The following is a 20,110-nucleotide window of genomic DNA, read 5'->3' as shown; positions in this document are numbered from 1 at the left end:
CCACGGGGTCCAGAACCCTCAGATCAGACAGGCTCTCCGGCTTCACCTCGGCGGTGATCAGCTGACGTCCGGTGAGTCATACGACATACCCGAGCCTTGACCCTCCAGAGAGTTGGCCCCGGGCGTCGGCCGACCACCGCCGAGGAGCACGGCCGTGAGGATGCCAGGCGTCGGGACCACTCCTCACAGACACACGAGGCCCTGACCTCCAACAAGAGATCGGCGGGCCCCGGCGTCCGGCACCTTCACGGCCGTCGTCGCGCGGGTGATCGAATGTCCGTGGTCCGAGCCCGCCGCAGGGTGCACCTCTCACTTCGCCGGGACGCCTTCGAGCTCCTGCACAGACCGAGGCCCCTGCGGTCAGCTGGGGTCACGAACGACCAATCGGATGACGGGCCCAGAGCCCTTCCATTAGGGAGTCGCGTGCCTCCGCGCAGGTCTTTGACCAGCGGATATCCACATCGGACGCAAGAACGAGGGGGACGCCCATGAAGGTGTTCCGCGGGATCGACTGGGCCAGCGACCACCACGACATCGCCGTGGTCGACGGTGACGGCAAACTCCTGGGCCGGGCCCGCATCGGGGACGACGCGGCCGGACTGCAGCAGTTGCTCGACCTCCTGGCCGAGCACGGCGACAGCCCCGGCGAGCGGATACCCGTGGCGATCGAGACCTCCCGCGGCCTGCTCGTGGCCTGCCCGCGGGCGACCGGCAGGCCCGTCTACGCCGTCAACCCGATGGCAGCCGCCCGCTACCGCGAGCGGCACACCGTCTCGCGCAAGAAGTCCGACCACCTCGACGCGATGGTGCTGGCGAACATCCTGCGCACCGATGCTGATCCCCACCGCACGCTGCCGGCCGACAGTGAACTCGCCCAGGCCGTCGCCGTCCTGGCCCGCGCCCAGCAGGATGCGGTCTGGGACCGCACCCAGGCCGGCAACAAGCTCCGTTCCCACGTGCGCGAGTACTTCCCCGGCTACCTCGCCGCCGTCCAGCCGATGACTGGCGGCTTCAACGCGCCGCTGGCCCGCACCCTGCTGGCCGCAGCGCCGACCCCCGGCCAGGCCGCCCGCCTCACCCGCACCCAGCTGAAGGCGGTGCTCAAGCGCCCGGGCCGCCAGCGCGGCATCGACGCCGAGGTCGAGCGCCTGCACGCCGCCCTTCGCATCCCACAGATGCGCCAGCTCCCGCAGGTCGAGAGCGCGATGGGCCGACAAACCCTCGCCCTGCTAGGCAAGTTCGAGGCCGCCTGCACCGCCGCGGACGACCTCGCCGAAGCCTCCGTCGAGCTGTTCGAGCAGCATCCCGACGCGGCGGTCATCACCAGCTTCCCCGGCCTCGGCGCGCTCAGCGGTGCCCGGGTCCTCGCCGAGATCGGCGACGACCGCACCCGCTTCGCTGATGCCAGGGCACTCAAGGCCTACGCCGGATTGGCACCCGTCACGCGAGCCTCAGGCAAGAGCCACGCGGTCATGGTCCGCCGGGTCAAGAACCAGCGCCTGGCCGCGGTCGGCTACGTCTGGGCCTTCGCCTCCCTCACTGCCTCCCCCGGTGCAAGGGCCCACTACGACCGCCGCCGCAAGGCCGGCGACCGCCACACCTCAGCCCAGAGAAACCTCTACAACCGGCTCCTCGGCTGCCTCCACCACTGCCTGGCAACCGGCACGCTCTACAGCGAGAGCACCGCCTTTCCGGCCCCTCCCAAGCTCGAACTTGCCATAGCGGCTTGACCCGCTAACCCCATCGGATGTCTGATCTGCGACGGCAACGGCACCCCGCTCAACGTCATCACCACCGCGGCGAACGTCAACGACGTCACCCAGACCCTCGCCCTGGTCGACGGCATCCCACCGGTCGCTGGCCGGGTCGGGCACCCGCGTAAGCGCCCTGACGCCCTGCTCGGCGACAAGGGCTACGACAGCAACGCCAACCGCCGCGAACTGCGCCGCCGCGGCATCCTGCCGGTCATCTCCCAACGAGGCACACCCGATATCCACGGCCTGGGCAAACTGCGCTATGTCGTAGAGCAGACCTTCGCCCTACTGCACCAGTTCAAGCGCCTCGCCACCCGCTGGGAACGACGCCTGGACCTCCACGACGGACTCGTCTCGCTCGCCTGCTCTCTGATCTGCTGGCGACGCCTCAAAAGGCAGCTGGGTAGTCACGGAATGCACCCACAGCCTGTACGCGGCTGGCGGCGAACACTCAGCTACTCGGCGGTGCGCCTCTGCGTCCAGTCCCGTTCCCCAAGGCGTCGGATGCGCCAGCTCGGCAGCGGGTGACGCGCCTCCTTGGTGAGGAAGTGCATCATGTCGATCAGCAACCGCCGAACGTCTGCCATGGGCACGAGCATCTCTTCCCACTGGTTGTAGTGGGCCTGCAGGCGAATCCGATCGTCGGAGACGCGCTCCAGCAGACAGCTCTCCACCCCCAGTCGAAGCTCATCGCCAGCTTCGATCCTGAGCCACTGAAGGAGGACCGATGACACGGCCCAGTCCGGCCCACATTGGGAAACGATCTCCTCCGCCGCCCAGCACAGTGCCTGCGGCGTGCCTTCAGGAGCGCAGATCAGGGTGGTGCCGAAGACGGGGGCAACACCATGGACTGCCCCGTCCTCGCCCCCGTCAGAGGCGGGGATCTCCTCCAGGCCGAACACCCAACGGTCCTTCGGGACGTCCCGGCGCTCGTTTGTCTCGCTCATCTGCATGAGGATGCCAGGCCCTACCCTCAACCGGTCGACCCAGCCTGTCCGATCCTCGAGCACATGATCCTGTTACGAGCTCTTACGGGGACCATCCCCGCGGGTGCGGGGAGCAGGAGTTCGTACGTGCCGGGCCGGGCGGCTGCCGAGGGACCATCCCCGCGGGTGCGGGAAGCAGCAGGCCGTCGGCATGCCCAACGACAGCGCCCAGGGACCATCCCCGCATCCGCGGGGATGGTCCCACCATCAGCGCGTCCAGCAGGGTGGCCAGGCTCTGCTCCCCGCACCCGCGGGGATGGTCCCGGGAGAGCACCGCGTCGTCGAGCAGCGCGGCCCTGCTCCCCGCACCCGCGGGGATGGTCCCCAGCGCCACCAGCGCAACATCGCGTTCCACACCTGCTCCCCGCACCCGCGGGGATGGTCCCCAGATGGTCTTCCGGGCCATCAAGCTCGTGCCCTGCTCCCCGCACCCGCGGGGATGGTCCCGCGTCGGGGTCGGCCGGCGTGTCCTTGAGGGCCTGCTCCCCGCACCCGCGGGGATGGTCCCATGGACTCCGCCCCCGAGTTCACCATCGACACCTGCTCCCCGCACCCGCGGGGATGGTCCCAGCCTGATCCTGTTGTTCATGGCCGACGGGATCTGCTCCCCGCACCCGCGGGGATGGTCCCTCCACACCTTCGGCGACAGCCTGGTCCGCAACCTGCTCCCCGCACCCGCAGGGATGCTCCCCTGAACCGCGACGACAACAACTCCGTCAAGCCCTGCTCCCCGCACCTGCGGGGATGCTCCCCGTCCGTCGCGGGCCAGGTCCGCCGCGTCCCTCCCGGATCGGGTAGGCCAGCCGGGCCGGAGCTGCCGATCGACGTCGTACTCGCCCGGCCAGCCTCGGCGGGTAATCCGACGAACGGCTACTTTCCGAAATTGGCCACGAACTGTCAGTGCCCATGTATACCCTCTCGGCGGAGCGGCTGGAGCCGCTTTCGACCTGATGGAGGGGCACGGGTGGACACGGTCTCCGCGCGGTTCGCGCAGTTGCAGAACGACGTAGGACAACGGCACTCCGCCGCTGCCGCGCTCGGCCCCGGTACGGAAGGCCGCACCCAGGCCTTCGCCGACCTGATGGCAGCCACCGACAGCCTTCTCGCCTACACCGCAGAGGTTCCAGGCCTTCGCGCGGAGCCAGCGAGGCACGCCACCGAGCAGATCGTGATGTGGACCCGACGCGGCGCCGCCGCCATCGCCGGCCTCACCGCCGCCGCCGTGATCCCGGGCTGGGTCGCCTGGGGCTGGCTCCTGCTCCTCCTCCCCTTCCTCCTGGCCGCCCTCGGCACCGGATGGACAGCACAGCCGCTGCCGAGGAGCCGTCCCCACCGCCGACACCGGGCCAGTGCTGCCCTGCTCGCCGTCTGCGCCCTGCTGCTCGCTGCGTTGGCCACCGGCACGCTCAGTGCCTGGTGGGTCGTCGCCGCCGCGCTCTGCGCCGCCGCCAGCTTCTTCACCGGCCTGCCCGACGACCCCAACGGGAGCAACAAGTGAGCAGCCCCTACGGCGACGCGGAGCACCTGGTCCGCCGGCTCAGCCGCTCGGTGGACGACGTCGAATCCGACCTCCGGGGCCTGCGCGAGGAATACGAGCAGCAGAGCGGCGAGACGAGCAGCCGCCTGGACTCGGCCGAGTACAAGCTCCGCGGGCAGGCCGACGAGATCGACAGCCTGGAACGGCGGGCCGACGAGTTCGACGACGAGACGAAGGAGGTGCGCACTCTGGTCGAGGACCTCGGCCAACGAGTTGCCTGGCTGGAGCGGCGCGTTCGCACCGCCGCCGGCGGCACCGCCGTCGACCTGGACGCCACCGACAACGAGATCAACCAGTTGGTCGCCAAGGCCGTTGCCGGGCGGGCTGCCGAAGCCCGGCTGCTCCCGGCGGCCGATCGTGCCCGTCATCACGGCAGCCTGCTTGTCTACAACGAGGCGACCGTGTCTCTGGAGCAGGCCCGCTCCGCCGTCCTGGCCGCCAGCGGCACACTCGCCCGTGCCGCACTCGGCAGCGAGGCCTTCACCGAAGCAGCCACTGCCTACCGCGCGGCCGCTACCAGGCTCAGGACCGCCACGGCTCAGACCGACCGGCTGCGGGCGGCCGCAACTACCGCCAGCACCGTCCTCGACCGAGACCAGCGCCTTGACCAGACCCTCGTCGAAGCCGCCGAGGCCGGCGAGGACGCGTATGACCAGTTGGTCCGGATCGCCCGCGCCCGTATCGGCACTGCCGTCGCCGGCCCCGGTCTCCTCCCAGTCTGGTTCACCACCGCGCTCGGCCCGATGCCGCCACGCGCCGCCACCGAGAACTGGCTCGACGCCGCGACCGACGCCCTGGTCTATCGGATGCTCTACGGTGTGCGGGACGAAGTGCTCGCCCTCGGGCGCATTCCCTTCCAGGCCACCGCCCGACAGCGTGCCGACCACAAGAAGGCCGGTAGCAGCCTTCGCCGGTGACCGTCACCTCCCCGTCCGAGGGCCTCCCGCCCACGAGCGGCCAGCCCCTCGACCGGGATCTGGCGGACCGGACGATGCACGCCCTCCACCTGGCCGGTCTGCCCATCGCCCACGGCGGCCACGGGCCGGTGTCCACCTCCGCCCCGCGCAGCACACTCCCCGACGACGACCATCGCGACGGCCTGGTAGCCCTGCACTGGATGCCTTCTCCGCGCCTGGCTGTCGGGGTACTGACTCGTGTGGCTCTGGCAAGGTGTTCGTGGCCGGAGATCGTCTTGGTTCGGTGAAGTGCTCGAACCGCGGTGAGGTCTGCCGTTTCCACTGGCCTGGAGGGTCGTACGGTTACTGGACCGGACCGCTCAATGTTTCGATCGACAGGCGCGGGCACCGCTCCTGCGTCCGGGTGCGCCCTGCCAGCTCTTCCGAGGGTTCGGCGCCACCTTGAAGGGCATCGACGTAGGCCCGTGCTTCCAGCAGGCTCAGCAGCGGGGCTTGCTTGCGCAGGTGGATCATCGCGGCCACGACCCCGGCGGAGTGCAGGAGTGCGCGGACGGACGAGGCCAGTGGGTCGGGCGGTCGGATGCCCTTGATCTGCTGGAGGTAGAACTCCTCCCAGTTCTTGGCTATCCACGTGGTGGCGGGGATGTGATGGATGCTGCCGTCATGCCGGTCCACCAGGTAGGGGCCGCTGCCGATGAGGCTGTCACGCGGATCACGGGTGCGGGCGTACTCCGCTGAGTTCCAGTAGACGAGCCAGCCGACTGCACGCTCCTCCACGGCGCAGATGGCCAGCTCGGGTCCTGCCCACGTCAGCCGTTCTCGGGTCAACAGGGACTCGACGAGCTCGACGGCGCGTTCCTTGGAAATCACGCTTCCATCATTCACCGCGGGTCAATCGGGTTTCGGAGGGCGGGGACTTGTCGCGTCGCCTGTCGGGCGCAGTGGCGCCCGGTCTACTCCCCCGCGGGGCACACCGTCTTCAAGACGACCGTCCGGCTCGTCCCGGCGTCGACCATGGCCTGGGTCCGGTGCTGGCCGTCGACGAAGCCGCCGACGTCGTTCGGGGTGATCGCCGAGTCCAACCTGAACAGCGAGTTCAGTGCCTGCCGCTGCCAGATGTCCACGCCGGTCTCGACGGCTCGACGGTTCACGAAGCCGGCCATGTCCTCGGCGCTGACACCGGCCTCGATGCCCTCGGAGAGGAACCTGACCGCGAGGTCGCCGACGGCCCGCCAGTCCCCCCGGTGGTACCAGCAGCACCCTCTGCCTCCGCGCGACTGCACCAGATGCCGCCACCAGCTGACCGACTGCGGCGATCCGTCCGGCATGCACCTCGGCGCACGGAACGGGTGCGGCGTGCCGAGCCGGGAGACCTCCAGCACCTCGAAGCGCAGCTCCGGCTCAGGCGGCACCTCGCGCGGGACGTAGCCCTCGCCGCGGTCCTCCTCCACCGGTCCCCCGACGAGCCGCTCCACCTGCTCGGAGGTCACCGGCCACCATGTCGGCCGACGCACCTTGTACTTCTCGGCCTCGGCGAACACCACCAGCTGGAACTCTGCCTGCCCCTGGCCGAGCTCATCGCCGAGGAGCTGGCGCTGCACCCACACCGGCGGCAACGCCTCCTCGGGGTACAGCTGCTCCCACACCGCCTGGGCGTACTCCTCCGCGCCGTTCGTCAGCCCCATGCCCTCGCGGAGGGTCTGCGTCACCACGGCCACCGGCCGCTGGCCCGCAGCGGTGAACACCTGCAGTCGGAACGACCACGCCGGCCGGTCTTCGAAGGGGCGGTACATGTGTTTGTCCACGGTGCGCTCCCGCGGCGCAGCGAGCGCGAGCGTCGCTGGCCCGGAGCCACGGGCACCTGGACCGGCGGGAGGGAGATCGTCATCAGCCATTCCTTGATCTTGCCGCCTTCGCCTCGGCCAGGGGAGGGGGTGTGCACATATCTGCCACGTCACGATCAATGGCAGTCCCGGCGATCGACCTGCCACAAGATCGGTCATCAGGCACGCTCTAGCATCCGCCTATGAACCCTGAGCTCCTGTCCGCCGTCGAGACTCCACTTCCGCACGGCCGGATGATCACGTCGGACGAAGGCAGTGGAGCCGTCCAAGCTCTCTGGATGAGTGACGGACCCGTGACCGCCGGGCTCTGGGCGCGGATCCATGCCGAGCGCGTTCGTACGGGTCTGTGGCCGCTGCTGCTCGACTCCAGGGGTGTTCACGACAGCGAGTTCAGTCCCTGGGGCTCCGGTGAGCTCTTTCCCGAGCGGATGTCCTCCCCGGACATCCACGATGCTGCCGGGCTCCTCGCGCGATGGTGGAAGAACTACACCACCATCGGGGAGGACGACGACGTGCTGTCGTCGGAGGACCGCCTGGCCGTCACTGCCCCGTTCGGCCGGGCCTGGCCAGGACTCGCGCCGGCTCACCGGCCGTCCACTGACCCGGACACCGCGGCTGTCGAGTATGCGCGGCACTTCGCTGCCTGTCGGCCACAGGCCCGCCTGGGACTCGTCGCTGCCGGCTCGGGCGCCAACGCGCTCACGGCTGCAGGTTGGGACGGGCCGGTCAACTATGACAACGACACCGCCAAGTTCTCCGCCGGCGTCGCCGGCTGGGAGGAACGCTTCGGTGCACGCGTCGTCGCAGTCGGCCCCTCCACCCTCCATCTGAGCGTCGCGGCACCCCCGATATCGGCAGAGGAGGCTCTCCTTGTGGCCGCCGAGCACTTCGCGTTCTGCCCCGACAACATCTGGCAGGGCAGTCATCCGTTCACGCTGGCGGCATACGCCGAACGACTCGTCCACGGCCGCTACTGGGATTTCTGGTGGGACTGACTCTCGGTCCCGAGGCCGAACTGCGCTGTCAGAGTCCGGTGACAAGCTCAGCGGCATGGATACCAAGCAGTTCTGGCAGTTGATCGAGGAAGCCCGCTCGCAGGTATTGGTCCCGGACAACGGCGACGCCATCGCCGAGGGGGCGGCCGCACTGCTCGCCATCCGCCCGGTCGAGGAGATCCTCGCGGCTCAGCAAGCCCTCTGGGATCTGATGGCTGACTCCTATCGGGCCCCGCTCTGGGGTGCCGCGTACGTGATCAACGGGGGATGCTCCGACGACGGATTCGACTACTTCCGTGGCTGGCTCATCACCCAGGGCCGGGAGACGTTCGAGCGCGTCATCACCGATCCCGACGCCCTCGCCGCCCTCCCCGTAGTCCGGGCCTTTGCTGAACGCGGGATCGATGGCGATTGCGAAGCCACCCTGAGCATCGCGTGGACCGCCTACCAGACGGCCACCGGCGAGAACCTCCCTGATGGCGCTTTCAGCATCCGCTACCCGAAGCTGGACCCGGAATGGGGCTTCAACTTCGCGGACCGCGACGAGCTGAGCCGGCGGCTGCCCCGCCTGACAGACCTCTACTCGGAATAGCGGCGCGGAGGCCGGACCCGCCTGCGTGCACCCGTGAGCCAGGAGCGGGGTCGGTCACCCAATTTTGGGTGACCGATCGACAGGGATCGGCCACAGTCTGCGGGCCGGCGGTCACCCAAATTTGGGTGACCGGGCCCTTCGGCTGGCGGGCTCAAATGGGACGAACTGTCAGAAAAACCAAAGAATCTTCACCCCGGCTGTGATGTCAGACGGACGGCGCCGCTACTGTCGTCCCATGCTCATCGCCAATGTGTCTCCTCGAACCGGCGGCAAGACCACGGACTCGGGCCTGCTTGCCCACGCGCTTCAAGCGCTCAAAACGACCATCGCCCCGAACGGGCGCAAGGTCAGGGGCTTCGACGCCGACCACTCCCGCCAATTCTGGCAGTGGTCGCAGAGCGGTGAGTTCCCCTTCCCGGTCGAGCTCGCCGCCTCCGCACGCTTCCACAAGGAGTACGTCCTCCCCGCAGACGAGATCGGCATCGTCGACTGCGGCCACAGTGAGAACCACCCGGACATCACGGACTCGGTCCTTCGCGTCGCGGACCTCGTGATCCTGCACATGGCACCCACAGCGGCGGACTTCGAACGGATCGTCGACCCCGTCGACAAGACGACCCTCGCCGACATGATCAAGCGATCCGCCCCGCTGCGTGCCGACGGACAGCCTCCCAGGGCGGTCGTCCTCCTGAACCGCACCGTCGCCAACGCGAGCTCCACCAAGAACTACCGCGAGGAGATGGAAGGGGAGGGCTGGGACGTCCTGTCCACGACGATCCCCAGGTCCGAGACGATCGCCCAGGCCATAGGCTTCCCGGTCGTCAACGCCAGCAAGGGGCCCTTCGGCGCGCTCGTCCTGGAGCTGGAGACAAGGGGGCTGCTGCCGTGAGCCAGCACACCAAGAACATGGAGAAGAAGCGGCTGGATCGCGAACGCCAGCGACGGGAAGCTGATGCCGCCGCCGGCGGAGCAGCCGGACCGGACAGTGAGAACGTCCCGGAGTCGCCGGAGCAACGGCCCGGCACCGGGGTGGGTGTCATCCCGCCGCCGAGTCAGCCGAGCCCGCGCCCCAGCCGCCCTCAGCCCCTGACCGCTGACCTCATCCCAGAGCCGGAACTCCTCCAGGCGACCGGCGAGCTGACCGCTGATGAGTTGAGCGACCTCGCGCAGTGCGAACGGGCGTTTGCGCACGCCACCGAAGCTGCGTGGATGAAGGGCAAGGCGGCCCACGCCGTCCGAGACCGCGGCCTGTACCGCGCCGGCGGCAGGACCTGGGCCACGTATTGCGAAGAAGAGATCGGCGAGTCCGAGTCGGACGTCAACAGGCAGATTCAGGAATGGCCGCTCGCGGCAGCCGTCAGCGCCTTCAGCCCCTCCAAGAGGTCAGTGCCCGCCTCCCACATCCGCGCCCTGCTGCCCCTGGCGAAGTTCGCAGGGGAGAGCAACACCGCAAGCGCCTACGTGGAACTGCGCGCGTACGCAGCGGAGCACGGGCACCGAGTGACCGCGGCCGCTCTGACCTCCATGGTCGAGCGTTTCTCGAAGCCCGCAGACCCGCTGCCAGTGGCCCAGTTCGGTGCGGCTGTCCGGGCGATCGCCCCCCAGGTCCCGCCGCAGACAAAGTCCTCCCCGACAGCGTCTGGCCAGGAGTCCGCCAGCAGCCCGGACTCGGATCACCTGCGGCACGGCCCGTCGGAGACGGTCCCGCAGTCCCCCGTCGCCTTGGCGGATCGGCCCGCCGAGAGTCACCCAAATTTGGGTGAGACGAGAGCCGGTGGCGAAGGCGGAACCGACGAACCATCGTCCGACAGCGTGCCCGACGCCCAAGGTGACATCGTCACCGTCGACGCCGAGATCGTCGACGAAGGCCGAGCCCTGGCTCTGCTCGCCGTGCTCACCGAGGCGTCGACAACGCTTCGGCAAGACCTGCAGGACGCCACCCCGGCCACCCTGAAGGCAATCTCGGCAGCGGCCAGGACGATCGTCGACGCCTCGGAGAGCTTTCTCTGAGCGATCGCTGGTCACCCAAATTTGGGTGACCAAGCCGAAGGCCCGGCCCCTTGGACCCAAGGACCAGCCGGGCCTTTGCCGTGCCGCCTGGTCAGCCGCATTCGAACGAGCGGCCCGACAACCTGCCACCACCAGTACCGCGGGCCCGGGTCCGCCGACCCGGAAGGTCACCCAAATTTGGGTGACCTTCCGGGTCTGTCGGTGCCCGCCAGTCTCCTGACGACTCACTCCCCCTCGGGCAGTCAACACTCCCCCGAGCCCGCGCCCGCAGCAGGCTCCCATCCCCGCTTCACCTCCTCAGGTCGGCCAACAACGCCATCGCCCTCCTACTCCCCCGTCCGGCCCAGTAGCGTCGTCACCAACCGACGAAGGAGTCCACCGTGAGCACTGCAGCCCACCAGCCGGAGCCCTACACCCCCGCGATGGGCACGCTGCCCGAACTGCGGGCGGCCCTGGCCGGCCTCGCCTCGCTCGGCCTGCCCGACGAACTGGCGGCCTTCGAGGACGAACTCGCCCGCACTCCCCTCGACCAGGTCCCGGCGCTCGCAGACCGGTACCGCGACTACCTCCGCCGCAACACCTCCCCCGAAGCCGTCAGCGCCCTCACCATCACCCCGGCCGCCTCCGCCGCCGAACTGCGCCGCAAGATCGCCGAGGCTGGCCGGTGACAACCTTCGTCGCCTACTCCGACGAAGCCGAAAAGCTGCTCCCGCAGCTGTCACCCCGTGAGGAGCGAGCGATCCATGCGGTCCGGGCGCAGCTGGAGCTGGAGCCGCGAATCGGGGAACGCCGGCCTTCCTACGACCCGCAGGCCGAGGACTACGTCGTGCGCCTCGGCGCCGACGAGACAGGCGGGCGCGGCCTGAGCGTCCTTCACCGGCACCATCCCTTGCTCGGGGCCACGCTGATCACCTGGATCATCGTCGGCCCCTGAGACCGGGCGCAGCCGGACCTGCTGCCGAGAAGGGGACGGGGAAATCCGAGTGCTCGCGCTCTGCCTCCGGCCTAGCCTGGGGCCATGAAGCCCCGGGATCTCAGGTCGATCTTCACCCGTCCTGCGGCGACCCGTATGGACATCGTGGCTGATGGCCTCATCCTGCTGGCCGAGCACGTCGGCGCTCTGCACGAGAGCAGAAGGTCGATGTGCATGAACTGAAGACCTTCCGGAAGGAAGCCACCGACGCTGTTCTGGCCAGTGAAGCGGGATTCGACTGGTAGCCGAACCACCAACTCGTCCTCGGGCCCGGTGGTACCAGACGGCGGCGGCGTCGCACCGGCAGACACTGTCCGCACTTGAAGAGTGGCGTTGAGTACTCAAATCGCCCGTGAGGGCGGCTTCCGGACGCTCAGCAGGTAGGCGCGTCCCGTCCCGTCAGCCTCACATGACATGGTTACCCCCGAGCACACTGAGTAAGGGGGAGAGGCGTGGACAAACCAGTCATGACGCGAATCCACTGGGTACTGGTCACGGTCCTGATGATCGGCGCCCTCAGCATCGCGCTGATCGGCCTCGGCGGCAGCTACATCGCCGTCCGCGACGTCGCCATCCAGAAGGACCTCGGCGCCTTCGCGCGCGTCTTCCCCATCGGGGTCGACGCCGGGATCCTCGTCCTCCTCGCCCTGGACCTGTACCTCGCCCGGCTTCGGATCCCCTTCCCCCTGCTGCGCCCGACAGCGTGGGGCCTCACTGTCGCCACCATCGCCTTCAACGCGTCGACGTCCTGGCCGGACCCGATCGGCGTGGGCATGCACGCCGTGATCCCGGTCCTGTTCATCATCATCAGCGAGGCCGGCCGTCACGCGATCGCCCGCCTCGCGAAGCTGAGCTCGGACGGCGACCGGACGATCGAGCGGATCCGGCTGATGCGCTGGATCCTCGCGCCGGGGCAGACCTGGGCGATGTGGCGCCGGATGCAGCTCTGGGAGATCCGCAAGATCGACGACGCGATCCGCCTCGAACAGACCCGGCTGACCTACGAGACGCTCCTGCGGGACTCCCAGCCCCGGTGGCGAAAGAAGCGAAAGAACCGTGGGCTGCCGGCGGCGGCCAACCTGCCGCTGGAACTGGCGAAGCTCGGCGTCCCCCTGTCGCTCACGTACCAGGACGGCCTCGCCGCCGCCGGCGTCGCGACGCGCCCGATGGACCAGCTCCTCGCCTTCCACCGCGAATCGACCCCGGCGCCGGCTGCTCCGTCCGTCGAGCAGCCGCCGGCTCTTGCGCAGGACCGAGCACCAGCAGCACCCGCCCTTGCGCCGCCGGTACCCGCGCCGCAGCCGGGCGCGCAGGGCGAAGCCCCGGACCCGCGAGAGGGGACCGAACGGCTCGCCCTTGCGGAGGGTCCGGCACCGCAGCCGCAGCCCGCAAGCGAGTCCTTTGCGTATCCGGAGGACGACCCCGCGGACTATGCGTATGCGGGCGCCGAGGACCTGGACCGGCGGGCCGTCCCGCAAACAGATCATGCGTATTCGCAGGTCAAGGCCCTTGCGGGACGCCTTGCGGGTCCGGACTCCGGCTTTGCGGGTACGACGGAGGGCCAGGACCGGCAGGCCTTCGGCTTTGCGGGTGCGGACCCGGACGGAGCGGCCACCCGCAAGGCGCTTGCGGGCGAGCCCCGCATCCCGGAGCCGACGCGTGCGGCTGCCTCCGCGGCACGCTCCGAGCGGACCGCCGATGTGCCGGCCGCACCGGCGGCCGCTGTCAACGGCTCCGTCGCGACGGCCAGCCCAGACGACGGCGAGGCCGGGAAGATCGTGATCCCCGAGGTCTGGCTCTCGGCATTCACCGCCTGGATGGACCGGCACGGGCGCTACCCGTCGGAGGAGGAGCTCGCCCAGTACCTCTACAACCTGCCGGAGAAGGAGCGGGTGCGGGCCCGGGGCAAGGACAGCCCGGTCAGCAAGCGGAGCGTCGAGCGGTACTACGGAGAGCTGAAGAAGAAGTTCCCGATCGCGGACCAGCCGCAGCTGGAGCTGGAAGGCTCCGGGCGCTGAACCGCAGGGAACGGAGGAGGCCCGGCACCGCGAAGACGCGAACGTGCCGGGCCTCTCGGCTGGGCGGGCGGACGGCGCCGGTCAGCTGCCGTTCCGGTACCGCTCGATCAGCTCCTGCCCGGCCGCGCCGGACAGGGTCGGCAGGCCGGAGCACTCGGCGACCATGACGTGGCCGGCGAGCGGCCGGAACCCGGCCGCCTTCAGCGCGGCCAGGGTGGGCTGGTAGCCCTGAGCGCCCTTCAGGAAGAACGGTGCGGTCGCCACCACACTGGGGCCGCCCACGGTGCGGCTGATGAGTTCCCCGAGCAGGAGGACTTCGAGCCCGGCGTTCGCCCAGCCACCGGAGACGGAGAAGCCGTCCAAGACCACCAGGTCCCCGAGCACGGAGCGCGGACCCTTCCCCAGGACTTCCCGCACGGCGGGGGCCCACCGGGCCCGGCCGCCCCGGGACGTGACCACGGTGGACAGGACGGCGGTGTTCAGCTCCGTCTCCAGACCGTCAGTTCGCCCGAGCTCCGCCAGGACCGCTGCCGCCACGGAAGCGCCAGCCACGGGGATCCGGCGGACGCTCACCAGGCCGACGTGCTCGCGGCCGTCGGGCCACGCGCCGGCCGGCCGCCACACCTCACCGTCACGAGGGCGGCGTACGAGCAGCCGGTGGCTCTCCTGCCGCCGGCCACCGTCCAGAGCAGGACCGACCCCGCTCGTCACCGTGAGGTGCAGGCCCGCCGGATCACCCGGGAGCGAGGACGCCGCCACCCGCTCCGCCACCGATTCACTCACGCTGCGCTCCCTCCGCTAGCCACCTTCGGCCAGCCCGTTGCACGCAGGATCGCAGAGCACATCGATCACGGTGGTCTCTTTCACGGCGGCCGGAGGAGGTTGGCGCGGAACCGACCTGCGGGCAGCGGGTTCGCTGCCTGCGGTGCCCCGCTGGATGTCCGACGCCTCGGCCACCTCGGCCTCAAGCTCGTCGCGGGCCCGGAGCACCAGCGGAATATGCAGCTCGATGCGCAGCCGGCGCAGAACGGCTTGCACCATGTTGTATGCGTCCGCCCCGGCGCCCCGGTCTCGAAGTAGCCGGTGCTGGCGGTCTGCCACCCGCTGCGGCGACGGCGCTGCGGCTCCGAGGTACGGAGCGACGCCGTCACGGACCGGAGACGTCATTCTTCTGGCAGGTTGTGTGAGCCGCGCGTTGCGGCTCAGAGCCTGCGCCAGCTTCGGAGTGCGTCCGCAGCCCTTCGGGTGTGGGGGTGGTTCTCGATTCCGCCCCCTTGATTCATTCGACCAGCCGGGGCGGGTGGGTAGCACCCCGCCCACGGTGAGCACACAGCGCGTGCCGGGCGGCGTATCGGCGGAGTGTGCGGCGCTCGCGGGGCGAGTGGCCGCGATCCGGGAGGGCCGGCAGGCGGTGTGCTCAGTGTGCGGTGTTCCGTGGACAGCGAGGGTGGAGCGGTCGGTGGGGGCGGTGTTCTGTTCGGGGCGGTGCCGGACCCAGGCGTGGAGAACCAGTTCGGGGCGTGAGGACGAGGGATCGCAACCGCTGTGACGCCGGGCGATGCGGAACTGGTTTCTCTGCTCCTGTGCGCTCTTACCAGGTACGGAGTTGACGCCGACTCTGGCGGTGGGGCCGGGGTCGGCCGTCGGCAGGCGTAGCCGGCGCCCTGTGCCGGGTAGGGCGGTGGTTCGGCGATGGCGGAACTGATGGGTGCGGTCTCGTCCGGGCAGCACGACGAGCGGGTGGCCGAGGGCCGGGGCGGGGCCGCCGTGACCTCACTGGAAGGCACTTCCGAGCCGGGCTACGGAGCCGGCATGCTCGACCACCGGATCCCGGCCGAGACGCGCAGGCTCCACGCGCTGGAGGAGTTCGCCGACCCCGCCAGCCGCGCCGCCCTAGCCAACTTGGGGATCCAGCCCGGATGGCGCTGCCTGGAACTGGGCGGCGGCACCGGTTCCGTGGCCCGCTGGCTGGCGGCCCGCTGCGCGCCGGGGGAGACGGTTGTCACCGACCTGGACACCAGCCTGTTGCCGCGGGACGTGCCGAACCTGTCGGTGCTCGTGCACGACGTGACCCGTGACGGCTTTCCCGACGACTCCTTCGACCTCGTGCACGCCCGTCTTCTCCTGGAGCACCTTCCCCGGCCGGAGGAGGTGCTGGCCGATATGGTCCGCTGGACCGTACCCGGCGGCTGGGTGTGCGTGGAAGGCATCCGGCTCCTGGTCCCTCCCGGGGGTGCCCGCAACGCCTTCCACCGCTGTATGGACGGCGTGCGCGCGGTGGCCGAGGGGAGCATGCGCGCCAACATCCGCTGGGCCACCGCCCTGCCCTACTTCCTCGGCCAGGCCGGCCTGAGGGAAGTCGACGTGTCGTGCACCCCGGGCCTGGTCGGCCAGAGCGGAAGGGCCACCCGCTTCCTGCAGCTGACCGTGGAACTGCTCGGGCCGGCCCTGACAGAGCAGGGGCTGGTCCACCCCGACGACCTGACCGCCTGCACCGCCCTGCTCAACGACGGCCGATACACCGACCTGGCCTGCCTGAGCGTGTCGGCCTGGGGCCGCAAGCCACCGGCCACGCCCCTGCCCGCCGGCTGACCTGCTACCGCCGACTCAGGCAGCCGGCCCGCCGCCGGCCCGGCGGCGTGGTGCGCCCGTCGAGCGGTGCGTCAGCCGCCTCGGGTGGTAGCGCGGCCCGGCCGTGCGATGGGACGGGCCGCGCTATCGCCTGCCGGGCCGCACCTCACCTTGGGGCTGTTCTCGTCCGGGCCGGCAGGTAGCCGTCACGACGCTTCCTCCACGGCCGGTGCCGGGCGGCGGGGCTCGCACGTCATGGGCGACGGGCCGTACGAGAGAACCGTCCGGACCTGTGGTTTCAGAGGCTTCAGTGCTCTGGCGGGGAGGGGGCGCAGGCGCCAGTGCGAGGCGATCGTGGCCAGGATGAGGGCGATCTCGGTGAGGGCGAAGGTGTCGCCGATGCATTTGCGGTTGCCGGCGCCGAAGGGGAGCAGGGACCGGCGGCCGGTCTGCTTGGCGTGTTCGGTGAGCCAGCGGTCGGGGTCGAATTCGTCCGGGTCGGGGAACAGGTCGGGGCGGCGGTGGAGCAGGTAGGGGCTGAAGGCGACGGCGGCTCCGGCTGGCAGGGGGTGGCCGGCCAGTTGGGTGGGGGCCGTGATGGTGCGGGTGAGGAACCATACGGGTGGGAACATTCGCAGGGTCTCGGTGACGACGCGCTGGGTGTAGGCGAGGCGGGGCAGGTCGGCCGCCGTCGGCGCCCGGGTGCCGAGGACCTCGTCCAGTTCGGCGTGCAGACGCCTCTCGCACTCGGGGTGGGTGCCCAGGAGGTGGAAGGCGAAGGCCAAGGTGTTGGCGGTGGATTCGACCCCGCCGACGAACATGGTGACGATCTGGTCCCGCAGGTGCTCGTCGGACGGGGCTTGCCCGGTGGAGCCGTCCTGGCCCGCCAGCAGCAGCGACACCATCCCCGCGCCCTGGCAGGCGTTCGTGCGGTGGTTCTCGATGACTCGTGCCGTGACCTGGCGCAGCGTGCGTTCGGCCCTGGCGAACCGGAGCTGGCCCGGGGCCGGCAGGCGGTGCCACCAGGAGAACGGGAGCATGGTGCGCAGCTGGAGGGTGTGCATGGTCGCTGCCAGCGCGTCTGTCACCCGCTGCTCGTCGGCGGGGTCTAGGGGGACCAGGGTGGTGCCGAGGACGTGTGTGGCGAGGTCGGTCATGACGCGGCCGACGTCGATGCGCGCACCGGCTGTCCAGGAAGCGGTGCGAGTCTGGGCCGCGCGGACCATGGTCGCGGTGTGCTGCTCGATCCGGGCCGGTTGGAAGGCGGGCTGCAGCAGGGGCCGCTGCCGCCGGTGGTCCGGCCAAGTGCAGGTCGCCAGGCCGTTGCCGAGTACGGTGCGGCCGGTCTCGTACAGCGGGCCGCCCTTGTCGAAGACCCGGGGGGTCATCAGGATGTGCCGGACGATGTCCGGGTGGCAGGCTACGTACAGCGGGCGCGGTCCGATCCGGACGCGGACCAGGTCGCCGTGCGCGGGCAGGGAGGCGATGAACGCCAACGGATCGCGCGCCAGCGCGAGCGTGTGCCCGAGGGCCGGCCATGCTCCGGGCGGGCTCCCGAGCGAGAAGGACGCGGTCGGTTCGTCTGCACGTGCCACGGGACGGGACCTCCTGGGGTGCGTGGGTGAAGGGCTGTCCGCCCCGGGAACCTGCCGGCCGTGGCGGTCTCCCAGTGGCGGCGGTGCCGGACGGCGCACCGGCTCGGTTCGCAGCCCGGTCGTGGCGCGCGTGCCCGTGCGGGCCGCTGCGGGGCCGGTGCGGTCAGCCGTCGTGCGAGCGGGTGCCGAGGTCGACGTCGTCGGCGGTGCCGAGGGCGAAGTTGCAGTAGGTCAGGATTCCCCAGATGGTCTTCTGGAGCACTCCGGGCGAGGGCCGGTTGTCCACCAGGCCCGTGAACAGCCGGTCGCCCACGCACACGAAGCAGTCCGGGTTGACGTGACCCTCCTCGACGTCGACGCCGGGGAGGCGGCGGTGGTCAGTCAGCGCGTTGAACAGCCGCATGGCCGGCTCGCGCATGTCCTGCGGCACGGGCCAGCCCCCGTGACGGGACGACATCGCGGACAGCGTCGCCAGGTGCCATACCCCGTCGATGAACCGCCGGGGCCCCACCTCGGCGCTGCCGAGCGGGACACCAGGCATCCGTCCGCGGATCTCGACCGTGCTCGTGACCAGCTCCATGAGCTCCCTCTGTGCTTCGGGGCGCAGGTGCTGTACGCGGGCGCGGCTCCACTCGACGAGGCGGGTGGCCTGGTCGGTGGTGATGTGGGGACGGGACTCGCGCAGCACGCCGAGCAGGGCCCCGAACGCGCTCAGTTCCTCCACGCCGTCGCTGAGGTCTCCCCGTCCGCGCCACGCGGCGGTGTAGGTGGCCAGCCACGACCCGCAGCGCGAGTGGGTCTCGGCCCGCTCCTCCGGCGTCAGGTCGCCCGCCACCTCGGCCAGTTCGGCGGTGAGCTGCTCCAGTCGGGCGTCCAGGCGGGGTGTGTGGCTGCCGATGGCCAGGTCGCGGGTGCGGGTCAGGTGGACGGGGTGGCCCGTCGGGTTGGTCCAGGTGTTCACGTGGTGGGCCGAGCGGACGAGGAGGTCAGTCAGCTCGTCCGGCCAGCGCCTCCAGGCGGCGAACTGCCGGACGGCGGCCTCCGCGGGGGCCTTGCTCCGCACGGTGGGGTCCCACCACTGGTGCGGGTGCGGGCCCCGGTAGACGGTCCACAGGGCACCGGCCATGTGGTGGGCTCCCACGACGGTGTGGATCTGGTGCAGCGCCTCGTCGTTGTCGGGGTCACCACCGCAGGTGTCGACGGCCATGACCAGGCTGACGAGCCCCCACATGGCCACGCCCTTGCACCAGGCTTCGCCCAAGGCGGGCAGTTCCCAGTCGTCCACGCCTCCGTGCGGCCGCAACCACTTGAAGCCCTGGTGCACCATCGTCGCGCACACCTCGCCGAGGAGCCCGATCCACTCGGCTCCGCCGGGGAGGCGGCACAGGCCGCGGAACGCCCCGTGCCGGTAGGCCGCGTCCAGGACGGCCAGGGCGGCGAAGTCGTCCGCCTCGCCGAGCCGGGTCACGGGGGCGCGCCCGAGCGTGAGGCGGGAGCTCTCGAAGTCGAGGAAGTCGAGGACCCCTTCCGTCCACGACCGGGAGCTGCCGGCCACCTTGGCCCTCAGGCCGGTGATGCGGGCCGCCTTCTCCCGCTCGTCCGGGCAGTGGTCGATGCCCCGGCAGTCGTCGTACACCTGGGCCATGAACGCGTCCTTGCCGGATCCGTACAGCCAGTCCGCCCAGATGTACCCGTAGGTGTGGGTCATCGCGCGGCCCCGGACCCCTCCGGCCGGCCGCCGCTTTCCCGTTCGAGGTGGCTCTCTGCGGCCGCGCCCGGTACGTGGCTGTAGTGCGGCGGCGCCGAGGCGCCGCCGACGGCGTGGGTGACGCCTTGGCGGACGACGTGGTCGGGGTCGGTGGCAGCGGGGACGGTCATGCGCTTCTCCACTCGGTGCCAGCCGCGGCACGAAGCCGCGGGGTCCGTCGCAGTCGGGGAGACCGGTGACCGCCATGCTCCGCGCCGACCCAGTCCGTGCGCCAGCAACGACCGAACTTCTCCACGCAGAGGACGTTGGTTGGCCGTATGGCGGCCCGATTCAGTTCGTGGGCTGATAGAACGTTGTCGAACCAGATCGGGTGTCCAATGGTGCAAGGACCCCGGATCAGATCGCCGACAGCGGGCAATTCGGCGAAGTCCGAAGGCCAGACGCTTCATGCCTCCGAGGTGACCGGGCCGCCGTCCTGCACCTGGCGCTCGCCGTCCACATCGCCTCCACCGACCGGATGTTCCGGTGCTCGGGCGACGACTACCTCGACCGGGCGATCGGCGTGCCGCTCGGCACCCTGCTCGTCCTCGCCGGCTACTTCGTCGACGAC

General features: G+C 70.5%; 22 protein-coding genes. 14 read left to right on the top strand and 8 right to left on the bottom strand.

The window, feature by feature from the left end:
* Positions 1-488: 488 nt before the first annotated feature.
* Both ACFUK0_RS31300 and ACFUK0_RS31295 read left to right on the top strand, forming a co-directional pair.
* Positions 489-1,730 carry an IS110 family transposase gene (locus ACFUK0_RS31300; RefSeq protein WP_380255853.1) on the top strand — a complete coding sequence of 414 codons (1,242 nt, stop codon included), beginning with the start codon at positions 489-491 and terminating at the stop codon, positions 1,728-1,730.
* Positions 1,731-1,742: 12 nt separating this feature from the next.
* Entirely contained in the window at positions 1,743-2,282 is a 540-nt protein-coding gene (locus ACFUK0_RS31295) for a transposase (RefSeq protein ID WP_380255860.1), read from the top strand.
* Here the strand turns inward: ACFUK0_RS31295 and ACFUK0_RS31290 are convergent.
* Positions 2,210-2,701 (bottom strand): hypothetical protein, encoded by a 492-nt coding sequence (locus ACFUK0_RS31290; RefSeq protein ID WP_380255852.1) that lies wholly within the window; start codon positions 2,699-2,701, stop codon positions 2,210-2,212. The two genes, ACFUK0_RS31295 and ACFUK0_RS31290, sit on opposite strands and share 73 nt — an antisense overlap.
* Positions 2,702-3,704: 1,003 nt before the next feature.
* On the opposite strand from ACFUK0_RS31290, the gene ACFUK0_RS31285 reads away from it, so the two are divergent.
* Positions 3,705-4,238: a hypothetical protein gene (locus tag ACFUK0_RS31285; protein WP_380255851.1), complete on the top strand. Its 534-nt coding sequence runs from the start codon at positions 3,705-3,707 to the stop codon at positions 4,236-4,238.
* Entirely contained in the window at positions 4,235-5,194 is a 960-nt protein-coding gene (locus tag ACFUK0_RS31280; protein WP_380255850.1) for a hypothetical protein, read from the top strand. The genes ACFUK0_RS31285 and ACFUK0_RS31280 overlap by 4 nt, the downstream gene beginning before the upstream one ends.
* Before the next feature lie 342 nt (positions 5,195-5,536).
* On the opposite strand, the gene ACFUK0_RS31275 is transcribed toward ACFUK0_RS31280, so the two are convergent.
* Positions 5,537-6,064, bottom strand: coding sequence for a YrhB domain-containing protein (locus tag ACFUK0_RS31275; RefSeq protein ID WP_380255849.1), 528 nt, complete (start codon positions 6,062-6,064; stop codon positions 5,537-5,539).
* A gap of 83 nt (positions 6,065-6,147) precedes the next feature.
* Entirely contained in the window at positions 6,148-6,999 is an 852-nt protein-coding gene (locus tag ACFUK0_RS31270) for a hypothetical protein (RefSeq protein WP_380255848.1), read from the bottom strand.
* Between the two features lie 221 nt (positions 7,000-7,220).
* On the opposite strand from ACFUK0_RS31270, the gene ACFUK0_RS31265 reads away from it, so the two are divergent.
* The 8 genes from ACFUK0_RS31265 to ACFUK0_RS31230 all read left to right on the top strand — a co-directional run bounded on the left by ACFUK0_RS31265 (position 7,221) and on the right by ACFUK0_RS31230 (position 13,626).
* Entirely contained in the window at positions 7,221-8,033 is an 813-nt protein-coding gene (locus ACFUK0_RS31265; RefSeq protein ID WP_380255847.1) for a DUF4253 domain-containing protein, read from the top strand.
* 55 nt (positions 8,034-8,088) lie between these two features.
* Positions 8,089-8,625 (top strand): DUF4240 domain-containing protein, encoded by a 537-nt coding sequence (locus ACFUK0_RS31260; RefSeq protein ID WP_380255846.1) that lies wholly within the window; start codon positions 8,089-8,091, stop codon positions 8,623-8,625.
* 235 nt (positions 8,626-8,860) lie between these two features.
* Positions 8,861-9,514, top strand: a complete 654-nt coding sequence (locus ACFUK0_RS31255; protein WP_380255845.1) for a plasmid partition protein — start codon at positions 8,861-8,863, stop codon at positions 9,512-9,514.
* Complete coding sequence (locus ACFUK0_RS31250) at positions 9,511-10,635, top strand: hypothetical protein (protein WP_380255844.1); 1,125 nt, start codon at positions 9,511-9,513, stop codon at positions 10,633-10,635. The genes ACFUK0_RS31255 and ACFUK0_RS31250 overlap by 4 nt, the downstream gene beginning before the upstream one ends.
* Positions 10,636-11,015: 380 nt before the next feature.
* Complete coding sequence (locus ACFUK0_RS31245; protein ID WP_380255843.1) at positions 11,016-11,303, top strand: hypothetical protein; 288 nt, start codon at positions 11,016-11,018, stop codon at positions 11,301-11,303.
* Complete coding sequence (locus tag ACFUK0_RS31240) at positions 11,300-11,569, top strand: hypothetical protein (protein ID WP_380255842.1); 270 nt, start codon at positions 11,300-11,302, stop codon at positions 11,567-11,569. The genes ACFUK0_RS31245 and ACFUK0_RS31240 overlap by 4 nt, the downstream gene beginning before the upstream one ends.
* An 84-nt stretch (positions 11,570-11,653) precedes the next feature.
* Positions 11,654-11,791, top strand: a complete 138-nt coding sequence (locus ACFUK0_RS31235; protein ID WP_380255841.1) for a hypothetical protein — start codon at positions 11,654-11,656, stop codon at positions 11,789-11,791.
* 284 nt (positions 11,792-12,075) lie between these two features.
* Complete coding sequence (locus ACFUK0_RS31230) at positions 12,076-13,626, top strand: DUF2637 domain-containing protein (RefSeq protein ID WP_380255840.1); 1,551 nt, start codon at positions 12,076-12,078, stop codon at positions 13,624-13,626.
* A gap of 81 nt (positions 13,627-13,707) precedes the next feature.
* Here the strand turns inward: ACFUK0_RS31230 and ACFUK0_RS31225 are convergent, their stop codons facing one another.
* Positions 13,708-14,409 carry a hypothetical protein gene (locus ACFUK0_RS31225; RefSeq protein WP_380255839.1) on the bottom strand — a complete coding sequence of 234 codons (702 nt, stop codon included), beginning with the start codon at positions 14,407-14,409 and terminating at the stop codon, positions 13,708-13,710.
* A 15-nt stretch (positions 14,410-14,424) separates the two neighbouring features.
* Positions 14,425-14,667, bottom strand: coding sequence for a hypothetical protein (locus tag ACFUK0_RS31220; protein WP_380255838.1), 243 nt, complete (start codon positions 14,665-14,667; stop codon positions 14,425-14,427).
* 651 nt (positions 14,668-15,318) lie between these two features.
* On the opposite strand from ACFUK0_RS31220, the gene ACFUK0_RS31215 reads away from it, so the two are divergent.
* On the top strand, positions 15,319-16,218 hold the full coding sequence (locus ACFUK0_RS31215; protein WP_380255837.1) for a class I SAM-dependent methyltransferase: 900 nt from the start codon (positions 15,319-15,321) through the stop codon (positions 16,216-16,218).
* A 185-nt stretch (positions 16,219-16,403) separates the two neighbouring features.
* On the opposite strand, the gene ACFUK0_RS31210 is transcribed toward ACFUK0_RS31215, so the two are convergent.
* From ACFUK0_RS31210 to ACFUK0_RS31200, 3 genes are all read right to left on the bottom strand, one after another.
* On the bottom strand, positions 16,404-17,792 hold the full coding sequence (locus ACFUK0_RS31210; protein ID WP_380255836.1) for a cytochrome P450: 1,389 nt from the start codon (positions 17,790-17,792) through the stop codon (positions 16,404-16,406).
* A 163-nt stretch (positions 17,793-17,955) separates the two neighbouring features.
* Positions 17,956-19,500: a hypothetical protein gene (locus tag ACFUK0_RS31205; RefSeq protein ID WP_380255835.1), complete on the bottom strand. Its 1,545-nt coding sequence runs from the start codon at positions 19,498-19,500 to the stop codon at positions 17,956-17,958.
* Complete coding sequence (locus ACFUK0_RS31200; protein WP_380255834.1) at positions 19,497-19,670, bottom strand: hypothetical protein; 174 nt, start codon at positions 19,668-19,670, stop codon at positions 19,497-19,499. Before ACFUK0_RS31200 ends, ACFUK0_RS31205 begins: the two co-directional genes overlap by 4 nt.
* A 200-nt stretch (positions 19,671-19,870) precedes the next feature.
* Between ACFUK0_RS31200 and ACFUK0_RS31195 the strand changes: the two genes are divergently transcribed.
* Positions 19,871-20,110 (top strand): hypothetical protein (locus tag ACFUK0_RS31195; RefSeq protein ID WP_380255833.1); only part of this gene is annotated, 240 nt, incomplete at its 3' end.

The organism is Kitasatospora sp. NPDC057223 (genome assembly GCF_042669755.1).
GTDB lineage: Bacteria > Actinomycetota > Actinomycetes > Streptomycetales > Streptomycetaceae > Kitasatospora.
This window is presented reverse-complemented; position numbering and strand designations above follow the sequence as displayed.

Coding starts and splice junctions, on each gene's coding strand:
- ACFUK0_RS31300 (WP_380255853.1), top strand. CDS start 489: ATGAAGGTGTTCCGCGGGATCGACTGGGCCAGCGACCACCACGACATC.
- ACFUK0_RS31290 (WP_380255852.1), bottom strand. CDS start 2,701: ATGAGCGAGACAAACGAGCGCCGGGACGTCCCGAAGGACCGTTGGGTG.
- ACFUK0_RS31265 (WP_380255847.1), top strand. CDS start 7,221: ATGAACCCTGAGCTCCTGTCCGCCGTCGAGACTCCACTTCCGCACGGC.
- ACFUK0_RS31260 (WP_380255846.1), top strand. CDS start 8,089: ATGGATACCAAGCAGTTCTGGCAGTTGATCGAGGAAGCCCGCTCGCAG.
- ACFUK0_RS31255 (WP_380255845.1), top strand. CDS start 8,861: ATGCTCATCGCCAATGTGTCTCCTCGAACCGGCGGCAAGACCACGGAC.
- ACFUK0_RS31235 (WP_380255841.1), top strand. CDS start 11,654: ATGAAGCCCCGGGATCTCAGGTCGATCTTCACCCGTCCTGCGGCGACC.
- ACFUK0_RS31230 (WP_380255840.1), top strand. CDS start 12,076: ATGACGCGAATCCACTGGGTACTGGTCACGGTCCTGATGATCGGCGCC.
- ACFUK0_RS31220 (WP_380255838.1), bottom strand. CDS start 14,667: ATGGTGCAAGCCGTTCTGCGCCGGCTGCGCATCGAGCTGCATATTCCG.
- ACFUK0_RS31215 (WP_380255837.1), top strand. CDS start 15,319: ATGGCGGAACTGATGGGTGCGGTCTCGTCCGGGCAGCACGACGAGCGG.
- ACFUK0_RS31205 (WP_380255835.1), bottom strand. CDS start 19,500: ATGACCCACACCTACGGGTACATCTGGGCGGACTGGCTGTACGGATCC.
- ACFUK0_RS31200 (WP_380255834.1), bottom strand. CDS start 19,670: ATGACCGTCCCCGCTGCCACCGACCCCGACCACGTCGTCCGCCAAGGC.